This is a genomic window from Brevibacterium oceani (assembly GCF_017948325.1).
Lineage (GTDB): Bacteria > Actinomycetota > Actinomycetes > Actinomycetales > Brevibacteriaceae > Brevibacterium > Brevibacterium oceani.
Genome location: NZ_CP072846.1, coordinates 136,187 through 155,156 on the forward strand (window position 1 = coordinate 136,187; position 18,970 = coordinate 155,156).

Here is an 18,970-nt window from a genome sequence, read left to right on the forward strand (position 1 = left end):
CATACGTCAAGGAACCCTCGGAGCTGAATACGTGCCGCGAACTTCCAGGCCCATGCAGGTGCTGCCGATCATTCTGCGTGAGGTGGAGGTCACCGGCATCGTCGACATCACTCCCAATATGCGACGCCTGACTGTGGCGGGCGCTCAATTGGAGGCGAGTGAGGTCGACGGTGTGCCGCGGCCGGCATTCCGCTCCGAGGGTTTCGACGATCACGTGAAACTCGTCATCCCACCGCCCGATGGCAGCACTGTCGACATCGGCGAGCAGGGAGAGTTCCGCTTCAACTGGAACCGCGAAGCACTCGCCCTCACCCGCGACTACACAGTCCGCAGTGTCGACCCCGAAGCCGGGTCCTTCTCCTTCGACGTCGTCCGCCACGATTCCGGCCTCGCCTCGGACTGGGCCTTCTCCGTCTCCGTCGGCGACCGCCTCAGTTTCGCCGGACCGAAGACCTGTGCCGGAATCAACCCGGACGTCGACTTCCACCTGCTCATCGCCGACGAGACCGCCCTTCCCGCCGTCGGCCGCTGGCTCGAGGAGGCTCCTGCCGGCACCCGCGCCCACATCATCATCGAAGTCCCCACCGCCGAGGACATTCAGGACATCCCCACCGAGGCGGACGTCGAAATCGACTGGCTCATCCGCGGCACGACCCCGCCCGGCGAATCCACCCTCATGTACGACACCGTGCGGAATGTGACCCTGCCCGAAGGGCGCACCTTCGCGTGGTGCGCCGGCGAGGCCCTGACCATCGCCCCCATCCGCCGCTACCTCCGTCGCGACCTCGGCCTGCCGAAGGAAGACGTCGAGGTCGTCGGGTACTGGCGGAAGACGCCGGCCGCGCGCCCTGTCGTCGACCAGCGTTCTGCCGCTGATCACCGCACCGTCACTGACAGCCACACCCCCGCCGAGGCAGACGCCCACACCGCGGGTGCGTCTCGCACCGTAGACGCCCCCAACGTCGCCACCGTCGGCACTGCCACCGCCACCGCCGATTCTCCCGGCTCCACGGGCGGGACCTCCTCCACGGGCGGGGCCTCCTCCACGGACGATTCAGCCGCCTCGGCGAGCCCCGAATCCTCGCTCGACGTCCTCGGCCAGGTCCATGAGATGACCGAGATCCTGCCCCCGATCATCACCCGCGCAGCCGTGACCTTCGGCATCAACGACCTCATCGCCGGAGGCATCACCACCGCCGAGGCGATCGCGGCCGAGGCCGGTGTCGACACCGACGGCATCCGCGTCGTCCTCACCGCGATGTGCTCACTCGGACTGCTCGAACGCGATGGCGATCACTACAGCAACACCCCGACCGGTGCGGTGCTCACGAGCGAAGGCTCGGCCGACGGCCTCGACCTCGAGGATCCGGCGCTGCTCGACCTCTTCTCAATCGTCGACCTCATCGACGTCCTCCGAGGCGGCTTCGCAGCGAGGACCTCGCGAGCCTCGGCAACCCAGGCGCTGACCTGGCATAACCAGCGCGCCGCCGATTCGAACCTCGACGCCGCCCACCGCAGCCGCACACTCGACCATCTCCAGTACGTCCTCGACATCATCCTCGACCTCGAACCCATCACCACCGCGTCGAGCGTCGCCCTGGCCGGTGACGCCGACGCCGAAGTGGCCGCCGCCCTGACCCGGAAGGCCCCCGAATCCGGACGCGCCATCCACACGCCGGCGGCCGCAGCGCTGACCGGCGAGCAGGCGTGGCCGAGAGTCGACGCCACCCTCCTCCTCGCTGGACTGACCGGCCGCTCGCGCGTCGAGGCCCGCGGCCTCCTCGCGCGCGTGATCGAGAACAGCGACAGCCTCGTCATCGTCGAACCCTTCACCGACGGGGCCGAAGCCGACGACCACCAAGCCGAAGAGCTCGTCTCCACCTTCGCCGCCACCGGCCACGCCTCATGGACGAGTCACGAGGTGCGCGACCTCCTCGTCGACCTCGGAGTCGCGTCCGTCGACGTCGTCGACATCGGTTGGGGCTTCGGACGCTTCCGCCGCGCCGTCATCGCCGACAGGCGCTGAGCCGGCGAGTCCGATCCGAACGCGAGCTCGGCTGCTGCCGAGCACCAGTCGGCACCGGCCCGCAGATTTCCACCGTGGAACCGAACCATCGGCACTGATCGAGCCGATGGTTCGCCTGACAGAAAGTCAAAGAAGGATATGAGAATCAATCGCATCACAGGTGCCGTGATCGCAGGTGCCGCAGGCTTGGCGCTGCTCGCCGGCTGCGGAGGCGGCGGCGACGCGGAAGCCTCGGGGGAGGCTTCGAACGAAACGCGCACGGTCACCGACTCGACGGGCACAGAGGTCGAGGTGCCTGCCGACCCGCAGAGCATCGTCACACTGCACTATGCGGCGACGGAGACGCTCATGGACCTCGACCTCCCGCCCGTCGGGCAGGGCGCGTTCATGGAATCGGCCGTGCCGGAGGAATGGCTGGACCAGCTCGACGAGATCCCCAAGCTGGCACAGGACGAGCCCGATCTCGAGAAGATCGCCGAAGCGGACCCCGACCTCATCCTGTCGCCGAACACCTATGAACCCGAGATGATCGAGCAGCTGCAGGAGATCGCCCCCGTCTATCAGTTCACACTGCGCGGCGGCGACCGTGCGCAGTGGAAGCAGCGCGTCAATGAAGTGGCCGACGCGGTCAATCAGACCGACGAACTCGAACAACTCGACAGTGAGTTCGAAGCCGAGCAGCAGCGGCTGGCCGATGAGTACGCCGATGCCACGAAGGGCACGACGATCGGCGTCGTCTCGTCCTTCGAGGACAACTCCGCCTACCTGTGGGGCAGTGAGAACATGCTCGGCACCATCCTCAGCCCGCTCGGCTTCGACTGGTCGGCCGACGAGGACAAGATGGTCGAGAAGTACGGTGAGGTCGCGCAGGGCGGCAACAAGTCCGGAAAGGTCGAGCCGGAGGCCCAGATCTCCATGGAGGTCCTCGACAAGAGCCTGAACGATGCCGACATCATCTTCGTCAACTCCGATCTGCGCGGAGACTACGACGAACTCACCAAGGCACTGATGGACTCGGCCGTGTTCAAGGAGCTGCCCGCCGTCAAGGCCGGTCACGTCTACCCGGTCGGCAAGGCCACCATCGCCGGCTACGCCGATGCGAAGTACGGACTCGAACTCACGGAGAAGGCCATCCAGGAGTACCAGAAGGACTGAATCGCCGAGGCGGCTGAGCCGGTCCCGGAATCACCGGACCGCTGGCTCAGCCGGCTCCCGGCCGGTGCCCCTCCGCCTCATCGAGGATGAGCAGCGATCGGGAGGACACGACGCCCGGGACCTCGTGGATGCGGCGCAGGATCACCTGCGACAGGGCGGTGTTGTCCGGGGCGTTGACCGTCACGAGCGCATCGATGTCACCGCTGACGGCCTGCACCTTCTCAACGAAGGGAAGCGCGGCCAGGTCATCGCGGACCTGAGGCCAGGGGCGCTCGCCGATCTTGACGACGACGACCGCGGTCACGGTCATACCGAGCGCACTGCGATCCACCTCGGCGGTGAATTTCCGGATCGCCCCGGACTCGACGAGCGTGGTGAAGCGCTTGTGCGCGGCCGAGCGGGAGATGTGGACGCGTTCGGCCAGCTGACGCACGCTCAGCCGCGAATCCTCGACGAGGGCAGCGATGATGCTGCGGTCGATGTCGTCGAGGTCGAATGCCACGGGGTGCTCCTTCACCATTGATCTCTGCGGCCTGCCCGGCCGGACGTCCCCGTACGACGGGCCGCGCGCGGGGAAGCGGTGCGACGCATCGGGAGAATCGGTCGGTCTGTTCCCCATTCTAGGGCCCTGCCCCGATTCCTCGAGCCCGCCTCGGCGAGGGTGCGATGATCCCTGCCCTGCACTCCCACCTCGGCGAGCGCTCGGTCGCGGCCTTCACGAGGAGGCGACCCCCGCCTCGGTGATGGGCCCTTTCGTGACATTGGACAAATTCTGTCGATCGTTCGTACAGTAACGAAGATATCTGTGGTGCGTCCCACGTACCATGGTGACTGGACACAAGGCCGGATTCGGACGGACCCGGCTTACGGAGACGAAACAGCCACCTGTAGATTATGAGACGGAAGTCTCATTGCAGCTGGAACTGCTTCAACGAATTAGGAGTCATCCTTGAAGATCGCGGTGTTGGTCAAAGAGGTCCCGGATACCTACGGAGACCGGAAGCTGAACTTGGAAACCGGGCTCGCCGATCGCGGCGCCTCCGAAGCCGTCCTCGACGAGATCGGTGAACGCGCCCTCGAGGTCGCGCTGTCGAGCAAAGACAGCGATGGCGACACCGAGGTGACCGTCGTCTCGATGGCGCCCGACACCGCGACCGCCACGATCCGCAAGGGCCTGGCCATGGGTGCCGACAATGCCGTGCACGTGGCCGATGAGGGCCTGGCCGGAGCCGACTTGGGCCTGACCGCCGAGGTGCTCGCCGCCGCCATCCGCCGCGGCGAATTCGACCTCGTCATCACCGGAAACGTCTCCACCGACGGCAACGGCGGGATGATGCCGGCGATGCTCGCCGAGCACCTCGACTACCCGCACGTGACCGGCCTGACCGCCGTCGAGATCTCCGACGGCAAGGTCTCCGGCACCCGTGCCATCGAAGGCGGCCAGCAGCAGGTCTCGGCCGAACTGCCCGCCGTCATCTCGATCACCGAGGCTCTGCCCGAGGCGCGCTTCCCGAACTTCAAGGGCATCATGGCCGCGAAGAAGAAGCCCTTCGAGGTCATCGGCCTGTCCGATCTCGAGATCGACGCCGAGGATCAGTCGACCGCCCGCTCGATCATGGTCACCGTCGCCGAGAAGCCGCCGCGTGAAGCCGGCGAGAAGGTCGCCGACGAAGGCAATGGCGGCGCTGACCTCGCCGATTACCTCACCAAGAACCGTCTGGCCTAAGGAGAATCGTCATGTCAGAATTCCCGCAGGATGCCATTCTCGTCGTCCTCACCGCCGATGCCGAAGGTCAGCTGGAGAAGCCTGCCGCTGAGCTGCTCGGCGGCGCGACCGAGATCGGTTCGCCCGTCGCGCTCGTCCTCGCCGCTTCCGGCGGTGCCGATGCGGCAGCTGAGAAGGCCGCCGAACTCGGTGCCGTCGCCTCCCTGACCGCCGAGCTCGCCGAAGGCAACCTCGGCACCTCCGCCGTCGATGCTGTGGCCTCGGCCGCCGAACTCACCGCTCCCGATGCTGTGCTCGTGCCCAACACCCTCGACGGTCGCGACATCGCCGGCCGCTTCGCCGTGCGCACCGGTTCGGCCGTGTGCGTCGACGCCGTCGGCGTCAAGCGCGACTCCGAGGGCATCGTGGCCAACCACTCCGTCTACGGCGGCGGCTACACCGCGTCCTCGGCCCCGACCTTCGGTGCCCCCGTCATCACGGTGCGTCTCGGTGCGATCGAGACCCGCGCCGAGGCCCAGTCGGCCAATGTGCAGACCCTCGAGGTCGCCGATTCCAGTAAGCGTGCCGCCGCGATCGATTCGTTCGAAGCCATCGTCGAGACCTCCTCACGGCCCGAGCTGCGCGGTGCGCAGAAGGTCGTCTCCGGTGGTCGCGGTGTCGGTTCGGAGGAGTCCTTCGAACTCGTCGGCGAGTTCGCCGACGTCCTCGGTGCCGCTGTCGGCGCCTCCCGTGCGGCCGTCGACGCCGGCTACATCGCGCAGTCGCACCAGGTCGGCCAGACCGGTGTGTCCGTGTCCCCGCAGCTCTATGTGGCGCTGGGCATCTCGGGCGCGATCCAGCACAAGGCCGGTATGCAGACCTCGAAGACCATCGTTGCTGTGAACAAGGACGGCGAAGCCCCGATCTTCGACATCGCGGACTTCGGCGTCGTCGGCGACCTGTTCAAGGTCGTCCCGCAGGCGATCGAGACCCTGAAAGAGAACAAGTCCTGATATGGCCACCTATTCCAGTTCACTGCGTTCGGGCCTGCCCCGAGTAGAAGGTGGTGACCCCTGGCCGCCGGAGGGCACCATCGGCGAGCCCTTGGAAGAGGGCGCGACGTTCGTCGCGGAAGCGTCGGACACGGAGGAACTGGATGAAGGTTCCCCCGCCGAGGTGGCCGAGCCTGATGTGACCGACGCTGAGGAACCGACGGAGACCGTCGTCTCCGCTGACGCCGAGGATTCGGTCGAGGACACTGCCGACATTTCGGATGACGCTCCCTCGTCAGGTGCCGCGGAGGCTGAGGTGCCGTTGCGCCGCGGTCTGCCGCGCGTCGAAGGCGGAGAGCCGTGGCCGCCGGAAGGCTTCGCTCCTGCCGGAGTGAAGGCCACCGGTGCGGCTGCCGCAGCCAGCAGCGAACCCGGACCTGCATCTGCTGAGGATGCGAACGCTCCTGCCGAGGACATGACCGGCTCCGTCGAAGAGCCGACGCCAGAAGAGTCCACTGCCGACGATTCGGCTGAGGAGTCGAGTTCCGCTGCTCCGGCCGCCGCTGCCGCGGGTGCCGGGGTAGGAGCCGGCGTCGGTGCCGCCGCAGTCGCGTCCGGCTCGGACGACGAGGATACGGCCGACACCGAGTCCGGTGCTCACGAATCCGCAGTTGCTGTTGCCGATGTACCTGCAGCGGCTGGAGCTGCCGAGGTGCCGCTGCGCCGTGGCCTGCCGCGCGTCGAGGGTGGAGAGCCCTGGCCGCCGGAAGGCTTCGCGCCCGCAGGTGTCAAGGCCGCAGGGGCGTCAGCCTCGACGGCGTCAGCAACCGGGGATGTGCCTGCCGAGGGCAGCGAAGACAGCACCGCAGCCGACGCCGCGGAAACGTCCACGGAACAGGTCGACACTGCATCCGAGCAGGCCGAATCGGGTTCCGGGTCCTCGGCTGCGCCAGCGGCCGCAGCAGCAGGAGCCGGCGCCGCCGGCGTTGCCGCAGCCGCCGCGTCGAGCGCTTCGGGCGAGAAGTCCGATGTGCCTCTGCGCCGTGGACTTCCACGCACCGCCGGGGGAGACCCCTGGCCGCCGGAAGGCTTCGCGCCGGCACGAGCGGTCAAACCTGCCGCGGGCGCGGCCGCCGCTTCGGCCGACGCGAAGTCTGCTGAAGCTGCAGGTTCCGATGCCGGCACACCCGCCGCGGGCACGTCCGCCGCAGCCACAAAGTCGGGCGAGGCCGCGAAGCAGAAATCCACGCCTGCAGCCGACGCAGACAAGAAGCCACAGGGCCGACGCACCGGAATCGGCGGCGTCGGAGCCGGTGCGGCAGCCGCGGGTGCGGGAGCCGCCGCCGGAGCAGGTGTTGCCGCAGCGGGAGCCGCCTCGGCGTCGGAGAAGACATCCGAGGACGCAGCGGAGAACAAGCCCGCCCAGCGCAAGCCCATGGGCAAGCCTGCTGCCAAGGCCACGGACAAGCCCGCTCAGCGGAAGCCCATGGCCAAGCCCGCAGCGAAGGCCGACGACAAGGCCGCGGCTCGGACCGCGGACAAGCCGGCTGCGAAGGCCGCCGCGAAACCGGCCGCGAAGTCCACGTCATCGGGATCGGGCAGCGCCACCTCGGCGAAGCCTGCTGCCAAGAAGGAACCGGTCATGATCGGTTCGAAGACGCTGGGTCAGTGGGCCAAGCTCATCGGTCTGTCGATCGGCGGGCTCGTCGTCGCGGCCGGGATCCTCATCCTCGCTGCCCGCGGCGTCACAACCCTGCCGGGTGTGCCGGAGTTCCTCGACCGCTACCCGGGCGAGTACCACCAGCCCGACTTCGTCGATGCGGGCTTCCCGGCCTGGGCGAGGTGGACGCACTTCCTCAACATCTTCTTCATGGTGCTCATCATCCGGTCGGGTCTGCAGGTGCGACACCAGCAGAAGCCGCCGGCGTTCTACACCCCGAAGAAGGGCGGGAAGAAGGTCAGCATCAACCTCTGGCTGCACACGGGTCTCGACCTGCTGTGGCTGGCCAACGGTGTGGTCTTCGTCGTGCTCCTCTTCGCCTCCGGGCATTGGGCGCGCATCGTGCCCACGAGCTGGGAGGTGTTCCCGAACGCGCTGTCGGCGATGCTGCAGTACGCGACGCTGGAGTGGCCGATGGAGAACGCCTGGGTCAACTACAACGCGCTCCAGCAGCTGATGTACTTCATCGTCGTGTTCATCGCCGCACCTCTGGCCGCGATCACGGGTGTGCGCATGAGCGAATGGTGGCCGAAGAACGCCACGACGCTGAACAAGATCTACCCGGCGCCGCTGGCTCGGGCGATCCACTTCCCGACGATGCTGTTCTTCGTGATGTTCATCCTCGTGCACGTGTTCCTTGTGTTCTCGACCGGGATGCGGCAGAACCTCGGGTACATGTTCGCCGGCACGAATGCGCTCGGCTGGGCCGGACTCATCTGGTTCCTCGTAGCGATGGTCGTGGTCGTGGCCGGTTGGTTCGCGGCCAGGCCGCTGCTGCTGGCGCCGATCGCGAACCTCTTCGGACGGGTGTCGAGCAGGTAGCAATCGTCGAGTAATCGATATTGCCGCGGTACACGCGGTGACGTGATGAAGGCCCCGAGCGACGTGAATGTCGCTCGGGGCCTTTGGCGTGTGCGGGTGTCGTTCGCTGCCGGCGGCCCATCGATGGTGGAAGCGGGACGAAGAGCCGCCTCGGTGAGGGGAGGGGTCAGACCTTGTTGCGGGTGGCGAGGTGGCGGATCGTGCGCATGATCATCAGGGCCAGGAGCACGATGCCGACGTAGCCGTTGATGACGTAGACGATGTTGACCATCTGCGAGAACGGCAGGACGAGTCCGATGATCGTGCCGACGGCGGCGAGGCTGATCGTCAGGTACTTGAACTTCTTGGTCTTGTCGTCGAAGAAGCGTGCTGAGACCGTCCACAACAGGGGGATGGCCGTGGTGTAGATGCCGGCGAGGATCATCACGGAGATCAGTGCGCCCACCCAGGGGCCGAGGCTGCTGGCGAGGACGAGCATGGGGATCTCGGCGTCGAAGACCTCGGCCATGTTCGCGAGCAGTCCGAGTCCGACGACCATGCAAGCGAGGGAGAATGCAATGCCGCCGACGAGTCCACCCGCGGTGGCTTCGCGACGGTTCTTCACGGTTTTGCCGAGGGCTGTGAGGAAGGCCGCGAGCCAGAGCATGCAGAAGCCGACGTAGGACAGTCCAGCGAGGAACCAGTTCGACGATGCCTGGTTGACGTCAAGACTCGGCAGGATCGCATTGCCCGTCGAGATTCCCTCGGGGTCGCGCATGATGCCGTAGACGCCCAGGGCGATTGCGACGATGACGATGACCGGGCCGATCTTGCCGATGATGTCGACGAGGCTGGTCAACCCGAACCAGACCGTGAGTCCGACGACCGCGGCCAGGGCGATCCCGCCGATGAATTTCGAGAGCCCGTAGTACTCCTCGAACACGGCGCCGGCACCCGAGATCATCACCGTGAAGCTCAAGAACACGAAGAGGATCGAGAAGTAGTCGAAGAACGTTCCGAGGTACTTCCCGCAGTAGTGATAGAAGACGCCCGAGGGTTTCTCGAACTGCTCGCGGCGGCCGGTGAGGAAGAACTCGACGGCGACGTAGGAGATGAGGACGAGCACGATCGAGCCGGTGCCGAAGACGCCCCAGAATCCGTACGAGGCATAGTACTGGAGGATCTCCTGGCCGGTGGCGAAGCCGGAGCCGATGAGGAAGGCGATGATCGCTCCCGCGTAGGTGATGACGCGGAGGACGCTGACCTTCTCGGTGGTGGCCAGGTGGGATGTCTTGGTCGAGGTGGTGTCGGCCATGTGTTCCTTCTTCGTTGAGGGATAAGTCAGATCGACAACTGATATGTCAGACAAGAACGCTAGCGACAGAATGTGATCTCGTCAACATCTGTGATCACAGGACGGGTTCGGGGAGCTGTTTCGCGCGCGAGCCAACGGGCTCATGGGCGAGGGGCGGGGCGGACCGGAGCGCTCTGGCCGCCAAGCGTGTCTCCTGGGGGTGGATCCGCCTTGATTCCCGATGGAATTTCGAGATGGATCCGCCTCCAGGAGACAAGGGTCAGGCTGGGCAGGCGGGAGAAGGGTCGCGAGAGCGGTGAGTGCGCGCCTACGTGAGGGCGGAGCGGACAGTGGTTTCGAACTCGCGGACGTGCTCGCCCGCATAGGAGGCGACCTGGTCTTCGTCGCCGGAGAGGATGCCCTCGAGCAGACCGATGTGCTCGCGGATGTGGCCGATGAGATCGGGAATCCGCGGCAGCACGAGGCACCAGATGCGAGTGGCGAGGTCGTCGAGGTGGACGAGGGTCTCCTGCAGGTGGAGGTTGTCGACCGCGCGATAGATGAGGCGATGGACGCCGAGGTCGCGCTCGATGAGTGTGCGCGCGTCCTGTTCCGGGTCGAGGTTCTTGATCGCCGTGATCGTCTCGGCGAACTCCGCGCGCAGCTCCGGGGTGATGTTCCGCGCGGCCCGGCGGGCGGCGATCGGCTCGAGGGCTACGCGCATCTCCGTGATCGCAGCGAGGTCGGTGATTTCGACATTGCTCGCGAAGGTGCCGCGCCGCGGGTACGAGTTGACGAGATGTTCGCCCTCGAGTCGTTTGAGGGCCTCGCGGATCGGCGTGCGGCCGACCTCGAGTTCGGCACTCAGTGAGGCCTCGTTGATCGCATCGCCGGGAGCGATGTCGAGCATGATGAGTCGGTGACGAAGCACCTCGTAGGCGTGCTCGGCCAGGGAGGACCGGCCCCCGGGGGTGTCTGCCACTGAACTCATCTCCTCTCTCTGCTTCCTACGCGACTGGTTTCTGTGCGCTGTTCGCTTCCAGTGCGACTGGCGTCTGTGTACTCAAAACGGCTGCAGAAAATTTCTCTGCCTGGGCATTGCACTTCTCAAGTTCCGCGTTCTAGACTACAGGAACGCATCTGATATATTAGTTGACGATCAATCCGAGTGCCGGGTTCGTCGGCCGATCGAAGGAGATCCATGCCAGAGCAAGTCATCACCCGCACCGAGGACGCCGCCGACACGACAGCGCCCCACGGTGAAGTGTTCCCCAGTCGCGAACCCGTCGAGCTGAACACCCACCTCGGCGAACTCGATCCCGAGATCGCCGGCTTCATCGACGCCGAGCTGCATCGCCAGCGCGAGGGGTTGGAGATGATCGCCTCGGAGAACCACACCGCCTCAGCGGTCATGGCCGCGCAGGGATCGGTGCTGACGAACAAGTACGCCGAGGGCTATCCGGGTCGCCGTTACTACGGCGGCTGCGAGCAGGTCGACGAGATCGAACGCATCGCCATCTCCCGGGTCAAGGCCCTCTTCGGTGCCGAGTACGCCAACGTGCAGCCCCACTCCGGTGCTCAGGCCAACGCCTCGGTGATGCACGCGCTCATCCGCCCCGGCGACACCGTTCTCGGGCTCAATCTCGCCCACGGCGGCCACCTCACCCACGGGATGAAGATCAACTTCTCCGGTCGGCTCTACAACATCGTCCCCTACGGCCTGGGCGACGACACCGGCCGCGTCGACATGGACGAGGTCGAGCGCCTGGCCAAGGAACACCAGCCCAAGCTCATCGTCGCCGGCTGGTCGGCCTACTCCCGGCAGCTCGACTTCGCCGAGTTCCGGCGCATCGCCGATGAGGTCGGCGCCTACCTCATGGTCGACATGGCCCACTTCGCCGGCCTCGTCGCCGCCGGACTCCACCCCTCACCCGTCCCGCACGCCCACGTTGTGTCCTCGACGACGCACAAGACTCTCGGCGGTCCGCGCGGCGGCATCATCCTCACCAACTACGCGGACATCGCGAAGAAGATCAACTCGGCGGTCTTCCCCGGTCAGCAGGGTGGCCCGCTCGAACACGTGATCGCCGGCAAGGCCGTGGCCTTCGGACTCGCGGCCACGGACACGTTCGTCGACAAGCAGAAGCGGACCCTGGCAGGGTCTGCGGAGCTCGCGCGCCGCCTGACCGAAGCCGATGTCGCCGACCGCGGGATCACCGTGCTCACCGGCGGCACCGATGTCCACCTCGTCCTCGTCGATCTGCGCAACTCCGTGCTCGACGGAACGCAGGCGGAGGATCTGCTCGCGCAGATCGGGATCACGGTCAACCGCAACGCCGTCCCCAACGACCCCCGACCGCCGATGGTCACCTCCGGTCTGCGGATCGGCACCCCGGCCCTGGCCAGCCGCGGCTTCGGCACCGAGGCCTTCGCCGAGGTCGCCGACATCATCGCCGAGGTGCTCAAGGCCGGCACCGAGGACGACGGCGCGAGCCCGGAGACCATCGCCTCACTCAGCGACCGGGTCACCGCACTCGCGCAGAACCACCCGCTCTACCCCACCATCTCAGAGATCGGAGCACGCTGATGGCAGACCAGCTTCCCGAACACCCCGACTTCCTGTGGCGCAACCCCGAGCCGAAGAAGTCCTACGAAGCCGTCATCATCGGCGGCGGCGGACACGGTCTGGCCACCGCGTACTACCTCGCGAAGAACCACGGGATGACGAACATCGCCATCCTCGAGCGCGGGTGGCTGGCCGGGGGCAACATGGCCCGGAACACGACGATCATCCGCTCGAACTACCTCTGGGACGAGTCCGCGGCGATCTACGAGAAGTCGCTCAAGCTCTGGGAGCAGCTGCCCGAGGAACTCGACTACGACTTCCTCTTCTCCCAGCGCGGCGTGCTCAACCTCGCCCACACCCTCCAGGACGTGCGCGAATCCCAGCGTCGCGTCAACGCCAACCGGCTCAACGGCGTCGACGCGGAATGGCTCGACCCTAGCCAAGTCAAGGAAGTCTGCCCGATCATCAACATCGGCGACGACCTCCGCTACCCGGTGATGGGCGGGACCTACCAGCCGCGCGCCGGCATCGCCAAGCACGACCACGTGGCCTGGGCCTTTGCCCGCAAGGCTGATGAGATGGGTGTCGACATCATCCAGAACTGCGAGGTCACCGGCATCGATCGCATCGGCGACAAGGTCGTCGGCGTGCAGACGAACCGCGGACCGATCGCCACCGAGAAGGTCGCACTGGCCGTGGCCGGCGATTCGTCGGTGCTCGCCGACATGGCCGGGATCCGTCTGCCGATCCAGACCCACCCGCTGCAGGCACTGGTCTCCGAACTCTTCGAGCCCGTGCACCCGACCGTGGTCATGTCCAACCACGTCCACGTCTACGTCTCCCAGGCGCACAAGGGCGAGCTCGTCATGGGCGCCGGCGTCGATTCGTACAACGGCTACGGTCAACGAGGCGGCTTCCACGTCATCGAGGAGCAGCTGGCCGCCGCGGTCGAGCTCTTCCCGATCTTCGCCCGCGCTCATGTGCTGCGCACCTGGGGCGGCAACGTCGACGTCACCCTCGACGCCTCACCGATCGTGTCGAAGACGGAAGTCCAAGGACTCTACGCCAACTGCGGCTGGGGCACCGGCGGCTTCAAGGGAACTCCCGCGGCGGGCTTCACCTACGCCCACACCATCGCGAACGACGAACCCCACCCGCTCAACGCCCCGTTCGCCCTCGACCGCTTCGAAACCGGCCACCTCATCGACGAACACGGCGCCGCAGCCGTGGCGCACTGAGTGAGTCGACGCTCCGGACTGAAAGGACCGACATGCTGCTCATCAACTGCCCGAACTGCGGGCCGCGGGACGAAACCGAATTCCATTACGGCGGACAGGCACACGTTGCCTACCCTGAAGACCCACACGCTCTGTCCGACAAGGAATGGGCCGAGTACCTCTTCTACCGGGCCAACGACCGCGGCGCCTACGCCGAGATGTGGAGTCACAGCGCAGGCTGCCGGAAGTGGTTCAACGCCGTCCGCGACACAGCCACCTACGACTTCACCGCGATCTACCCGATCGGCTCGCCCCGTCCCGACACGCAAGGAGAGGTTCGATGACGAACACCACCCGTCTGCCCGGTGCCACCGGCATCGACACCACCCGGCCGATCGACTTCACCGTCGACGGACGGACCTACTCGGGCTTCGCCGGTGACACGATCGCCAGCGCCCTCATCGCCGCCGGCCGCATCGACTGCGGCAACTCGACCTACCTCGGCCGGGCCCGCGGCATCCTCGGCGCCGGCGTCGAGGAGTCCAATGCGCTCGTGCGCGTGCATTCTCGGTTCCCCGGTGACGTCGCCGAATCGATGTTGCCCGCCACCCGCGTCGCCATCGCCGAAGGACTCGAAGCCGACTACCTTGCCGGCCTCGGCATCCTCGATCCCGGTCAGGACGATCTGACGTACGAGCACAAGCACGTGCATGCCGATGTCCTCATCGTCGGGGCCGGTCCCGCCGGACTCGCCGCCGCCCGGGAGGCCGGCAAGTCCGGGGCCCGCACCCTGCTGCTTGACGACCAGTCCGTGCCCGGCGGCTCCCTGCTGTCGGCGGGACCGGCCACGGCCGAGACCATCGACGGCCAGGACGCCACCGCCTGGGTCGAGTCCACCGTCGCCGGGTTCGCCGAACACGAAGAGCTCACCTACGTGCCGAGCACCACGGTCTTCGGCAGCTACGACTCGAACTACTTCGTCGCCCTCGAAGACCGCACCGAGGCTGTTGCCACGGCCGGCGGTCGCGGGGTGCGCCAGAAGGTCTGGCACATCCGCGCCGGCCAGGTCGTGCTCGCCACCGGCACCCATGACCGACCGATCGTCTTCGCCGACAACGATCGTCCCGGCATCATGCTCGCTTCGGCCGTGCGCACCTACCTCGGCCGCTACGGTGTGGCCGCAGGGCAGAACGTTGCCGTGGCGACGACGAACGACTCCGCCTACGACCTCGTGACCGACCTCCACGCGGCGGGCATCACCGTCCCCGCGGTCATCGATTCCCGCCCGACCGCCTCGGCGGTGGCCGAATCCGTCACCGAATCCACGGGCACGCGTCTCATCCTCGGCGCCGCCGTCACCGGCACCGCCGGTGAGGGACCAGCGGGTCGCATCAGCGCGATCACCGTCGCGTCCCTCGACGATGACGGCGTCGCCGCCGCCGAGGGCGAAGAGATCGCCGTCGACCTGCTCGCCGTGTCCGGCGGACACTCGCCGGTCATCCACCTCCACGGGCAGCGCAAGGGTCAGATCCACTGGAACTCAGACATCGCGGCCTTCGTACCCACCACCCCGGTCCGCGACCAGTTCACCGTCGGAGCCGTGACCGGGGACTACTCGCTGGAATCGGCACTGCGACAAGGCGCCGAGGCAGGCAACCAGGCGGCGAATCAGACCGGCTTCCCGGCCGCGCTCAGCGTTCCGGCAGCCTCGGCGATGGCGTACGCCCCGGCCCGCCCGCTGTGGCTGGTCACTTCGGCAGACGACGACCACGCGAATCTGACCACGCACTTCATCGACTTCCAACGCGACCAGACCGTCGCCGACGTGCAGCGGGCGATGAACGCGGGCATGCGCTCGGTCGAACACATCAAGCGCTACACCTCGATCTCGACGGCCAACGATCAGGGCAAGACCTCAGCGGTCAACGCCATCGGCGCGATCGCCTCGGTGCTGGGGGCGAACAATGATCTCGGCCAGGTCGGGCACACGACCTTCCGCGCCCCCTTCGCCCCGGTGCCGTTCGCGGCACTGGCCGGACGGCGCAAGGGCGAACTCTTCGACCCGGCCCGAGTCACCTCGATCCACCCCTGGCACGTCGCCCACGGGGCCGAATTCGAAGACGTCGGCCAGTGGAAGCGGCCCTGGTACTACCCGCAGCCGGGCGAGGACATGGAGGCCGCGGTGCTGCGCGAGGGCAAGGCCGTGCGCGAATCCGTCGGCTTCCAGGACGCCTCGACGCTCGGCAAGATCGAGATCCGCGGGAAGGACGCGGGAGAGTTCCTCGGGCAGATCTACACCAACGGCTTCAAGAAGCTCAAGGTCGGCAAGGGCCGCTACGGGCTGATGTGCAAGCCCGACGGAATGATCTTCGACGACGGCGTGACCCTGCGCGTGGCCGAGGACCGCTACTACATGACGACGACTACCGGCGGGGCGGCGACCGTGCTGGAATGGCTCGAGGAATGGCACCAGACCGAATGGCCCGACCTCGACGTCGTGTTCACCTCGGTGACGGAACAGTGGTCGACCGTGGCCGTCGCCGGACCCCGGTCGCGCGACGTCATCGCGAAGGTCGCCCCGAACCTCGACGTGTCCAACGAGGCCTTCGAATTCATGGGCTTCCGGGAGACCACGCTGGTAGGCGGGATCCCCGCGCGGATCTGCCGGATCTCGTTCTCCGGTGAGCTCGCCTTCGAGATCAACGTCGACACCTTCTACGGGCTGACCGTCTGGGAGGCCGTCGCCGAGGCGGGTGCCGAGTACGACATCACCCCGTACGGCACCGAGGTCATGCACGTGCTGCGCGCCGAGAAGGGCTTCATCATCGTCGGCCAGGACACCGACGGCACCGTGACCCCGCAGGACGCGGGCATGGAGTGGATCGTGTCGAAGGTCAAGGACTTCATCGGCAAACGCTCCTACACCCGCGAGGACACGGCCCGGGAGGACCGCAAGCACCTCGTGGGCGTGCTCCCGGTCGACGGGACGACACGTCTGGCCGAAGGCGCCCAGCTCATCGCCTCGGGCACCCCGGTCACCCCGGAAGCGGGACCGGTGCCGATGATCGGCCATGTCACCTCGTCCTACATCTCGCCCTCGCTCGACCGGCCCATCGGGCTCGCGCTCGTCGAGAACGGCCGCAACCGGACCGGCGAGATCGTCCAGTCCCCGCTCGGGGACACCCTGGTCGACGTCGAGATCACCTCGCCCGTCTTCTACGATCCGGAAGGGAACCGCCGCGATGGCTGACACCACCTACTCCACAGATACTCTCGCCACACCCGAGGCACTTGATGACCTGCGGGTCTCCCCGGCCGCGCACCTGGCCGAGACGATGGCCGAGGCGAGTGCCGCGGGCGGTCGCCGGGTCGCCCTGCGCGAGCTGCCGTTCACCGTCCAGCTCGGTCTGCGGGCACAGCCGGATTCGGCCTCGGGACGGGCGCTCGAAGACGCCTTCGGCCTGCCCCTGCCGCTTAAGGTCGGTGAGGTCAGTGGCGACAGCGCAGGACTGCACATCCTGTGGCTGAGCCCCGACGAATTCCTCGCCGTCGACGTCTCCCGTCGCCAGCAGCCGGGCGAGACGCTCGTCGCCGAGGCCGGACTCGAGGGACTGCCCGGACAGGCCGTCGACCTCTCGGCCAACCGCACGATCCTCCAGCTGTCGGGTTCGAAGGCCCGCGAGGTCCTCGAGAAGAGCTGCCGCGCCGACCTGCACCCGCGCGCCTTCGGCGTCGGCACCGCGATCGTCACCTCGTTGGGCCCCGTCCCGGTCATCCTCCACCACTCCTCGGTGCTCGAATACCGTGTCTACCCGCGGGCGAGCTTCGCGGACTTCACCGTTCGCTGGCTGCTCGATGGGATGGCGGAGTTCCTCGACGGCGACAGCGCCGGGCCCGACGCGGGCGATAACGGCCGTGCCGATGCAGTGGGCGCGGGCGCTGCGGAGGGGAGCGGCTGATGGCGCTCGGGGTCCTCGATCTCTTCTCGATCGGCATCGGCCCCTCTTCCTCCCACACAGTGGGGCCGATGCGGGCCGCACTCCGGTTCGTCGATGAGCTCGACGGGCAGGGTGTCCTCCACCGGGTCCGTCGGGTCCGGGTCGGACTCTACGGTTCGCTGGCCGCGACCGGGATCGGGCACGGATCGGATTCGGCTGTGCTTGTGGGCTTGAGCGGATTCGATCCCGAAACGCTCGATCCCGACCAGGTGGGCCCGCTGGTCGAGGAGGTGAAGACGCAGCGGAAGCTCCACCTCGGCGGGCGACTCATCATCGAATTCGAACCGGAGACGGACCTCGTCCTCCACCTGCGGAAGAACCTGCCCGGCCACCCCAACGGGATGCTCATCCGCGCCGAGGTCGATGATGAGGTCATCGAGCGTGAGTACTACTCGGTCGGCGGGGGATTCGTCGTCACCGCCGAGGAGCTCGCGGCCGAGAAGGACGCCGCCGAGGCGATCGAGGCGTCCGAATCGGCAGGGCAGCAGGCGGCTGGGCAGGAAGCCGCCTCGGCGACGGCGGGGCAGGGGGAGACCGGGCAGGCGATCGAGTTCGCCACGGCCGATGAGCTCCTCGCCGCCTGCCGTGAGCGCGGGCTGAGCATCGCCGAGCTCATGGCCGTCAACGAACGCGTGGCTCGCACGGATGAGCAGCTGCGGGAGAAGCTGTTGGCGATCTGGGCGGTGATGCGCGAATGCGTGCACAACGGGTGTACGCGTGAGGAGACGACGCTGCCCGGCGGACTCAAAGTCCGCCGGCGCGCGCCGGAACTGCGGGCGAAGCTCGAGGACGCCGAGTACAAGGCATCCGGTTCGCTCGATGCCCTCGAATGGGTCAATCTCTACGCGCTGGCCGTCAACGAGGAGAACGCCTCGGGCGGGCGGATCGTCACGGCCCCGACGAACGGGGCCGCGGGCATCATTCCCGCGGTGCTCCATTACATGGACCGCTTCGTCACCGACGCAGAGATGTCTGACGATGCTGTCGTGACGTTCCTGCTGACGGCCGGAGCGATCGGGATCCTGTTCAAGCGCAACGCCTCGATCTCCGGCGCCGAGGTGGGCTGCCAAGGCGAGGTCGGATCGGCCTGTGCGATGGCCGCCGCAGGACTGTGCGCCGTCCTCGGCGGGACACCCGAGCAGGTCGAGAATGCCGCCGAGATCGGTCTCGAGCACAACCTCGGGCTGACCTGTGACCCGGTCGGCGGACTCGTCCAGGTGCCGTGCATCGAACGCAATGCCATCGCCTCGGTGAAGGCGATCAACGCCGCTCGCCTGGCGATGCACGGTGACGGCACGCACCGGGTCAGCCTCGATCAGGCGATCGAGACGATGCGGCAGACTGGAGCCGATATGAAATCGAAGTACAAGGAGACCTCGCGGGGCGGCCTGGCCGTCAACGTCGTCGAATGCTGATCGGCACGAGATCACGGGCCGGCCTCGGTGCACCGCCGCAGCCGGTCCGTGTCGGACACCGCCCCTGATTTCGCACCACAC

The 18,970-nt window shown here is 67.2% G+C and carries 14 protein-coding genes; 11 read left to right on the forward strand and 3 right to left on the reverse strand.

Annotated features, from left to right (window positions below):
* Positions 1-52: 52 nt before the first annotated feature.
* Positions 53-2,026 (forward strand): SIP domain-containing protein, encoded by a 1,974-nt coding sequence (locus tag J9314_RS19295; RefSeq protein ID WP_210603992.1) that lies wholly within the window; start codon positions 53-55, stop codon positions 2,024-2,026.
* 138 nt (positions 2,027-2,164) lie between these two features.
* Positions 2,165-3,181 (forward strand): ABC transporter substrate-binding protein, encoded by a 1,017-nt coding sequence (locus tag J9314_RS00610; protein WP_210603993.1) that lies wholly within the window; start codon positions 2,165-2,167, stop codon positions 3,179-3,181.
* Between the two features lie 46 nt (positions 3,182-3,227).
* Here the strand turns inward: J9314_RS00610 and J9314_RS00615 are convergent, their stop codons facing one another.
* Entirely contained in the window at positions 3,228-3,683 is a 456-nt protein-coding gene (locus J9314_RS00615) for an Lrp/AsnC family transcriptional regulator (RefSeq protein ID WP_210603994.1), read from the reverse strand.
* A 447-nt stretch (positions 3,684-4,130) separates the two neighbouring features.
* On the opposite strand from J9314_RS00615, the gene J9314_RS00620 reads away from it, so the two are divergent.
* The 3 genes from J9314_RS00620 to J9314_RS00630 are packed head-to-tail and all read left to right on the forward strand — an operon-like array spanning position 4,131 to position 8,420.
* Positions 4,131-4,907, forward strand: coding sequence for an electron transfer flavoprotein subunit beta/FixA family protein (locus J9314_RS00620; protein WP_210603995.1), 777 nt, complete (start codon positions 4,131-4,133; stop codon positions 4,905-4,907).
* 11 nt (positions 4,908-4,918) lie between these two features.
* Positions 4,919-5,899, forward strand: a complete 981-nt coding sequence (locus J9314_RS00625; protein WP_210603996.1) for an electron transfer flavoprotein subunit alpha/FixB family protein — start codon at positions 4,919-4,921, stop codon at positions 5,897-5,899.
* Between the two features lies 1 nt (position 5,900).
* Entirely contained in the window at positions 5,901-8,420 is a 2,520-nt protein-coding gene (locus tag J9314_RS00630) for a cytochrome b/b6 domain-containing protein (RefSeq protein ID WP_210603997.1), read from the forward strand.
* A gap of 166 nt (positions 8,421-8,586) precedes the next feature.
* Here the strand turns inward: J9314_RS00630 and J9314_RS00635 are convergent, their stop codons facing one another.
* Both J9314_RS00635 and J9314_RS00640 read right to left on the reverse strand, forming a co-directional pair.
* Positions 8,587-9,714, reverse strand: a complete 1,128-nt coding sequence (locus J9314_RS00635) for a YkvI family membrane protein (RefSeq protein WP_210603998.1) — start codon at positions 9,712-9,714, stop codon at positions 8,587-8,589.
* A gap of 307 nt (positions 9,715-10,021) precedes the next feature.
* Entirely contained in the window at positions 10,022-10,684 is a 663-nt protein-coding gene (locus tag J9314_RS00640; protein ID WP_210603999.1) for a GntR family transcriptional regulator, read from the reverse strand.
* 210 nt (positions 10,685-10,894) lie between these two features.
* Here J9314_RS00640 and glyA point away from each other — a divergent pair, with 210 nt between their 5' ends.
* Genes glyA through J9314_RS00670 form a run of 6 tightly spaced genes read left to right on the forward strand, consistent with a single transcriptional unit; the run spans position 10,895 to position 18,889 of the window.
* Positions 10,895-12,280, forward strand: coding sequence for a serine hydroxymethyltransferase (gene glyA, locus J9314_RS00645; protein ID WP_210604000.1), 1,386 nt, complete (start codon positions 10,895-10,897; stop codon positions 12,278-12,280).
* Entirely contained in the window at positions 12,280-13,497 is a 1,218-nt protein-coding gene (locus J9314_RS00650; protein WP_210604001.1) for a sarcosine oxidase subunit beta family protein, read from the forward strand. The genes glyA and J9314_RS00650 overlap by 1 nt, the downstream gene beginning before the upstream one ends.
* 32 nt (positions 13,498-13,529) lie before the next feature.
* A complete protein-coding gene (locus J9314_RS00655; protein ID WP_210604002.1) occupies positions 13,530-13,820 on the forward strand; it encodes a sarcosine oxidase subunit delta in 291 nt (96 codons plus the stop codon).
* Positions 13,817-16,726: a 2Fe-2S iron-sulfur cluster-binding protein gene (locus tag J9314_RS00660; RefSeq protein WP_210604003.1), complete on the forward strand. Its 2,910-nt coding sequence runs from the start codon at positions 13,817-13,819 to the stop codon at positions 16,724-16,726. Before J9314_RS00655 ends, J9314_RS00660 begins: the two co-directional genes overlap by 4 nt.
* Positions 16,719-17,435 (forward strand): sarcosine oxidase subunit gamma, encoded by a 717-nt coding sequence (locus J9314_RS00665; RefSeq protein ID WP_210604004.1) that lies wholly within the window; start codon positions 16,719-16,721, stop codon positions 17,433-17,435. The genes J9314_RS00660 and J9314_RS00665 overlap by 8 nt, the downstream gene beginning before the upstream one ends.
* Positions 17,435-18,889 carry an L-serine ammonia-lyase gene (locus tag J9314_RS00670; RefSeq protein WP_210604005.1) on the forward strand — a complete coding sequence of 485 codons (1,455 nt, stop codon included), beginning with the start codon at positions 17,435-17,437 and terminating at the stop codon, positions 18,887-18,889. The genes J9314_RS00665 and J9314_RS00670 overlap by 1 nt, the downstream gene beginning before the upstream one ends.
* Positions 18,890-18,970: the final 81 nt, after the last annotated feature.

Bases quoted from the DNA above. Each gene is read 5' to 3' on its own strand.
- J9314_RS19295 (WP_210603992.1), top strand. From the start codon at position 53: ATGCAGGTGCTGCCGATCATTCTGCGTGAGGTGGAGGTCACCGGCATC.
- J9314_RS00610 (WP_210603993.1), top strand. From the start codon at position 2,165: ATGAGAATCAATCGCATCACAGGTGCCGTGATCGCAGGTGCCGCAGGC.
- J9314_RS00625 (WP_210603996.1), top strand. From the start codon at position 4,919: ATGTCAGAATTCCCGCAGGATGCCATTCTCGTCGTCCTCACCGCCGAT.
- J9314_RS00630 (WP_210603997.1), top strand. From the start codon at position 5,901: ATGGCCACCTATTCCAGTTCACTGCGTTCGGGCCTGCCCCGAGTAGAA.
- J9314_RS00635 (WP_210603998.1), bottom strand. From the start codon at position 9,714: ATGGCCGACACCACCTCGACCAAGACATCCCACCTGGCCACCACCGAG.
- J9314_RS00640 (WP_210603999.1), bottom strand. From the start codon at position 10,684: ATGAGTTCAGTGGCAGACACCCCCGGGGGCCGGTCCTCCCTGGCCGAG.
- glyA (WP_210604000.1), top strand. From the start codon at position 10,895: ATGCCAGAGCAAGTCATCACCCGCACCGAGGACGCCGCCGACACGACA.
- J9314_RS00650 (WP_210604001.1), top strand. From the start codon at position 12,280: ATGGCAGACCAGCTTCCCGAACACCCCGACTTCCTGTGGCGCAACCCC.
- J9314_RS00655 (WP_210604002.1), top strand. From the start codon at position 13,530: ATGCTGCTCATCAACTGCCCGAACTGCGGGCCGCGGGACGAAACCGAA.
- J9314_RS00660 (WP_210604003.1), top strand. From the start codon at position 13,817: ATGACGAACACCACCCGTCTGCCCGGTGCCACCGGCATCGACACCACC.
- J9314_RS00665 (WP_210604004.1), top strand. From the start codon at position 16,719: ATGGCTGACACCACCTACTCCACAGATACTCTCGCCACACCCGAGGCA.
- J9314_RS00670 (WP_210604005.1), top strand. From the start codon at position 17,435: ATGGCGCTCGGGGTCCTCGATCTCTTCTCGATCGGCATCGGCCCCTCT.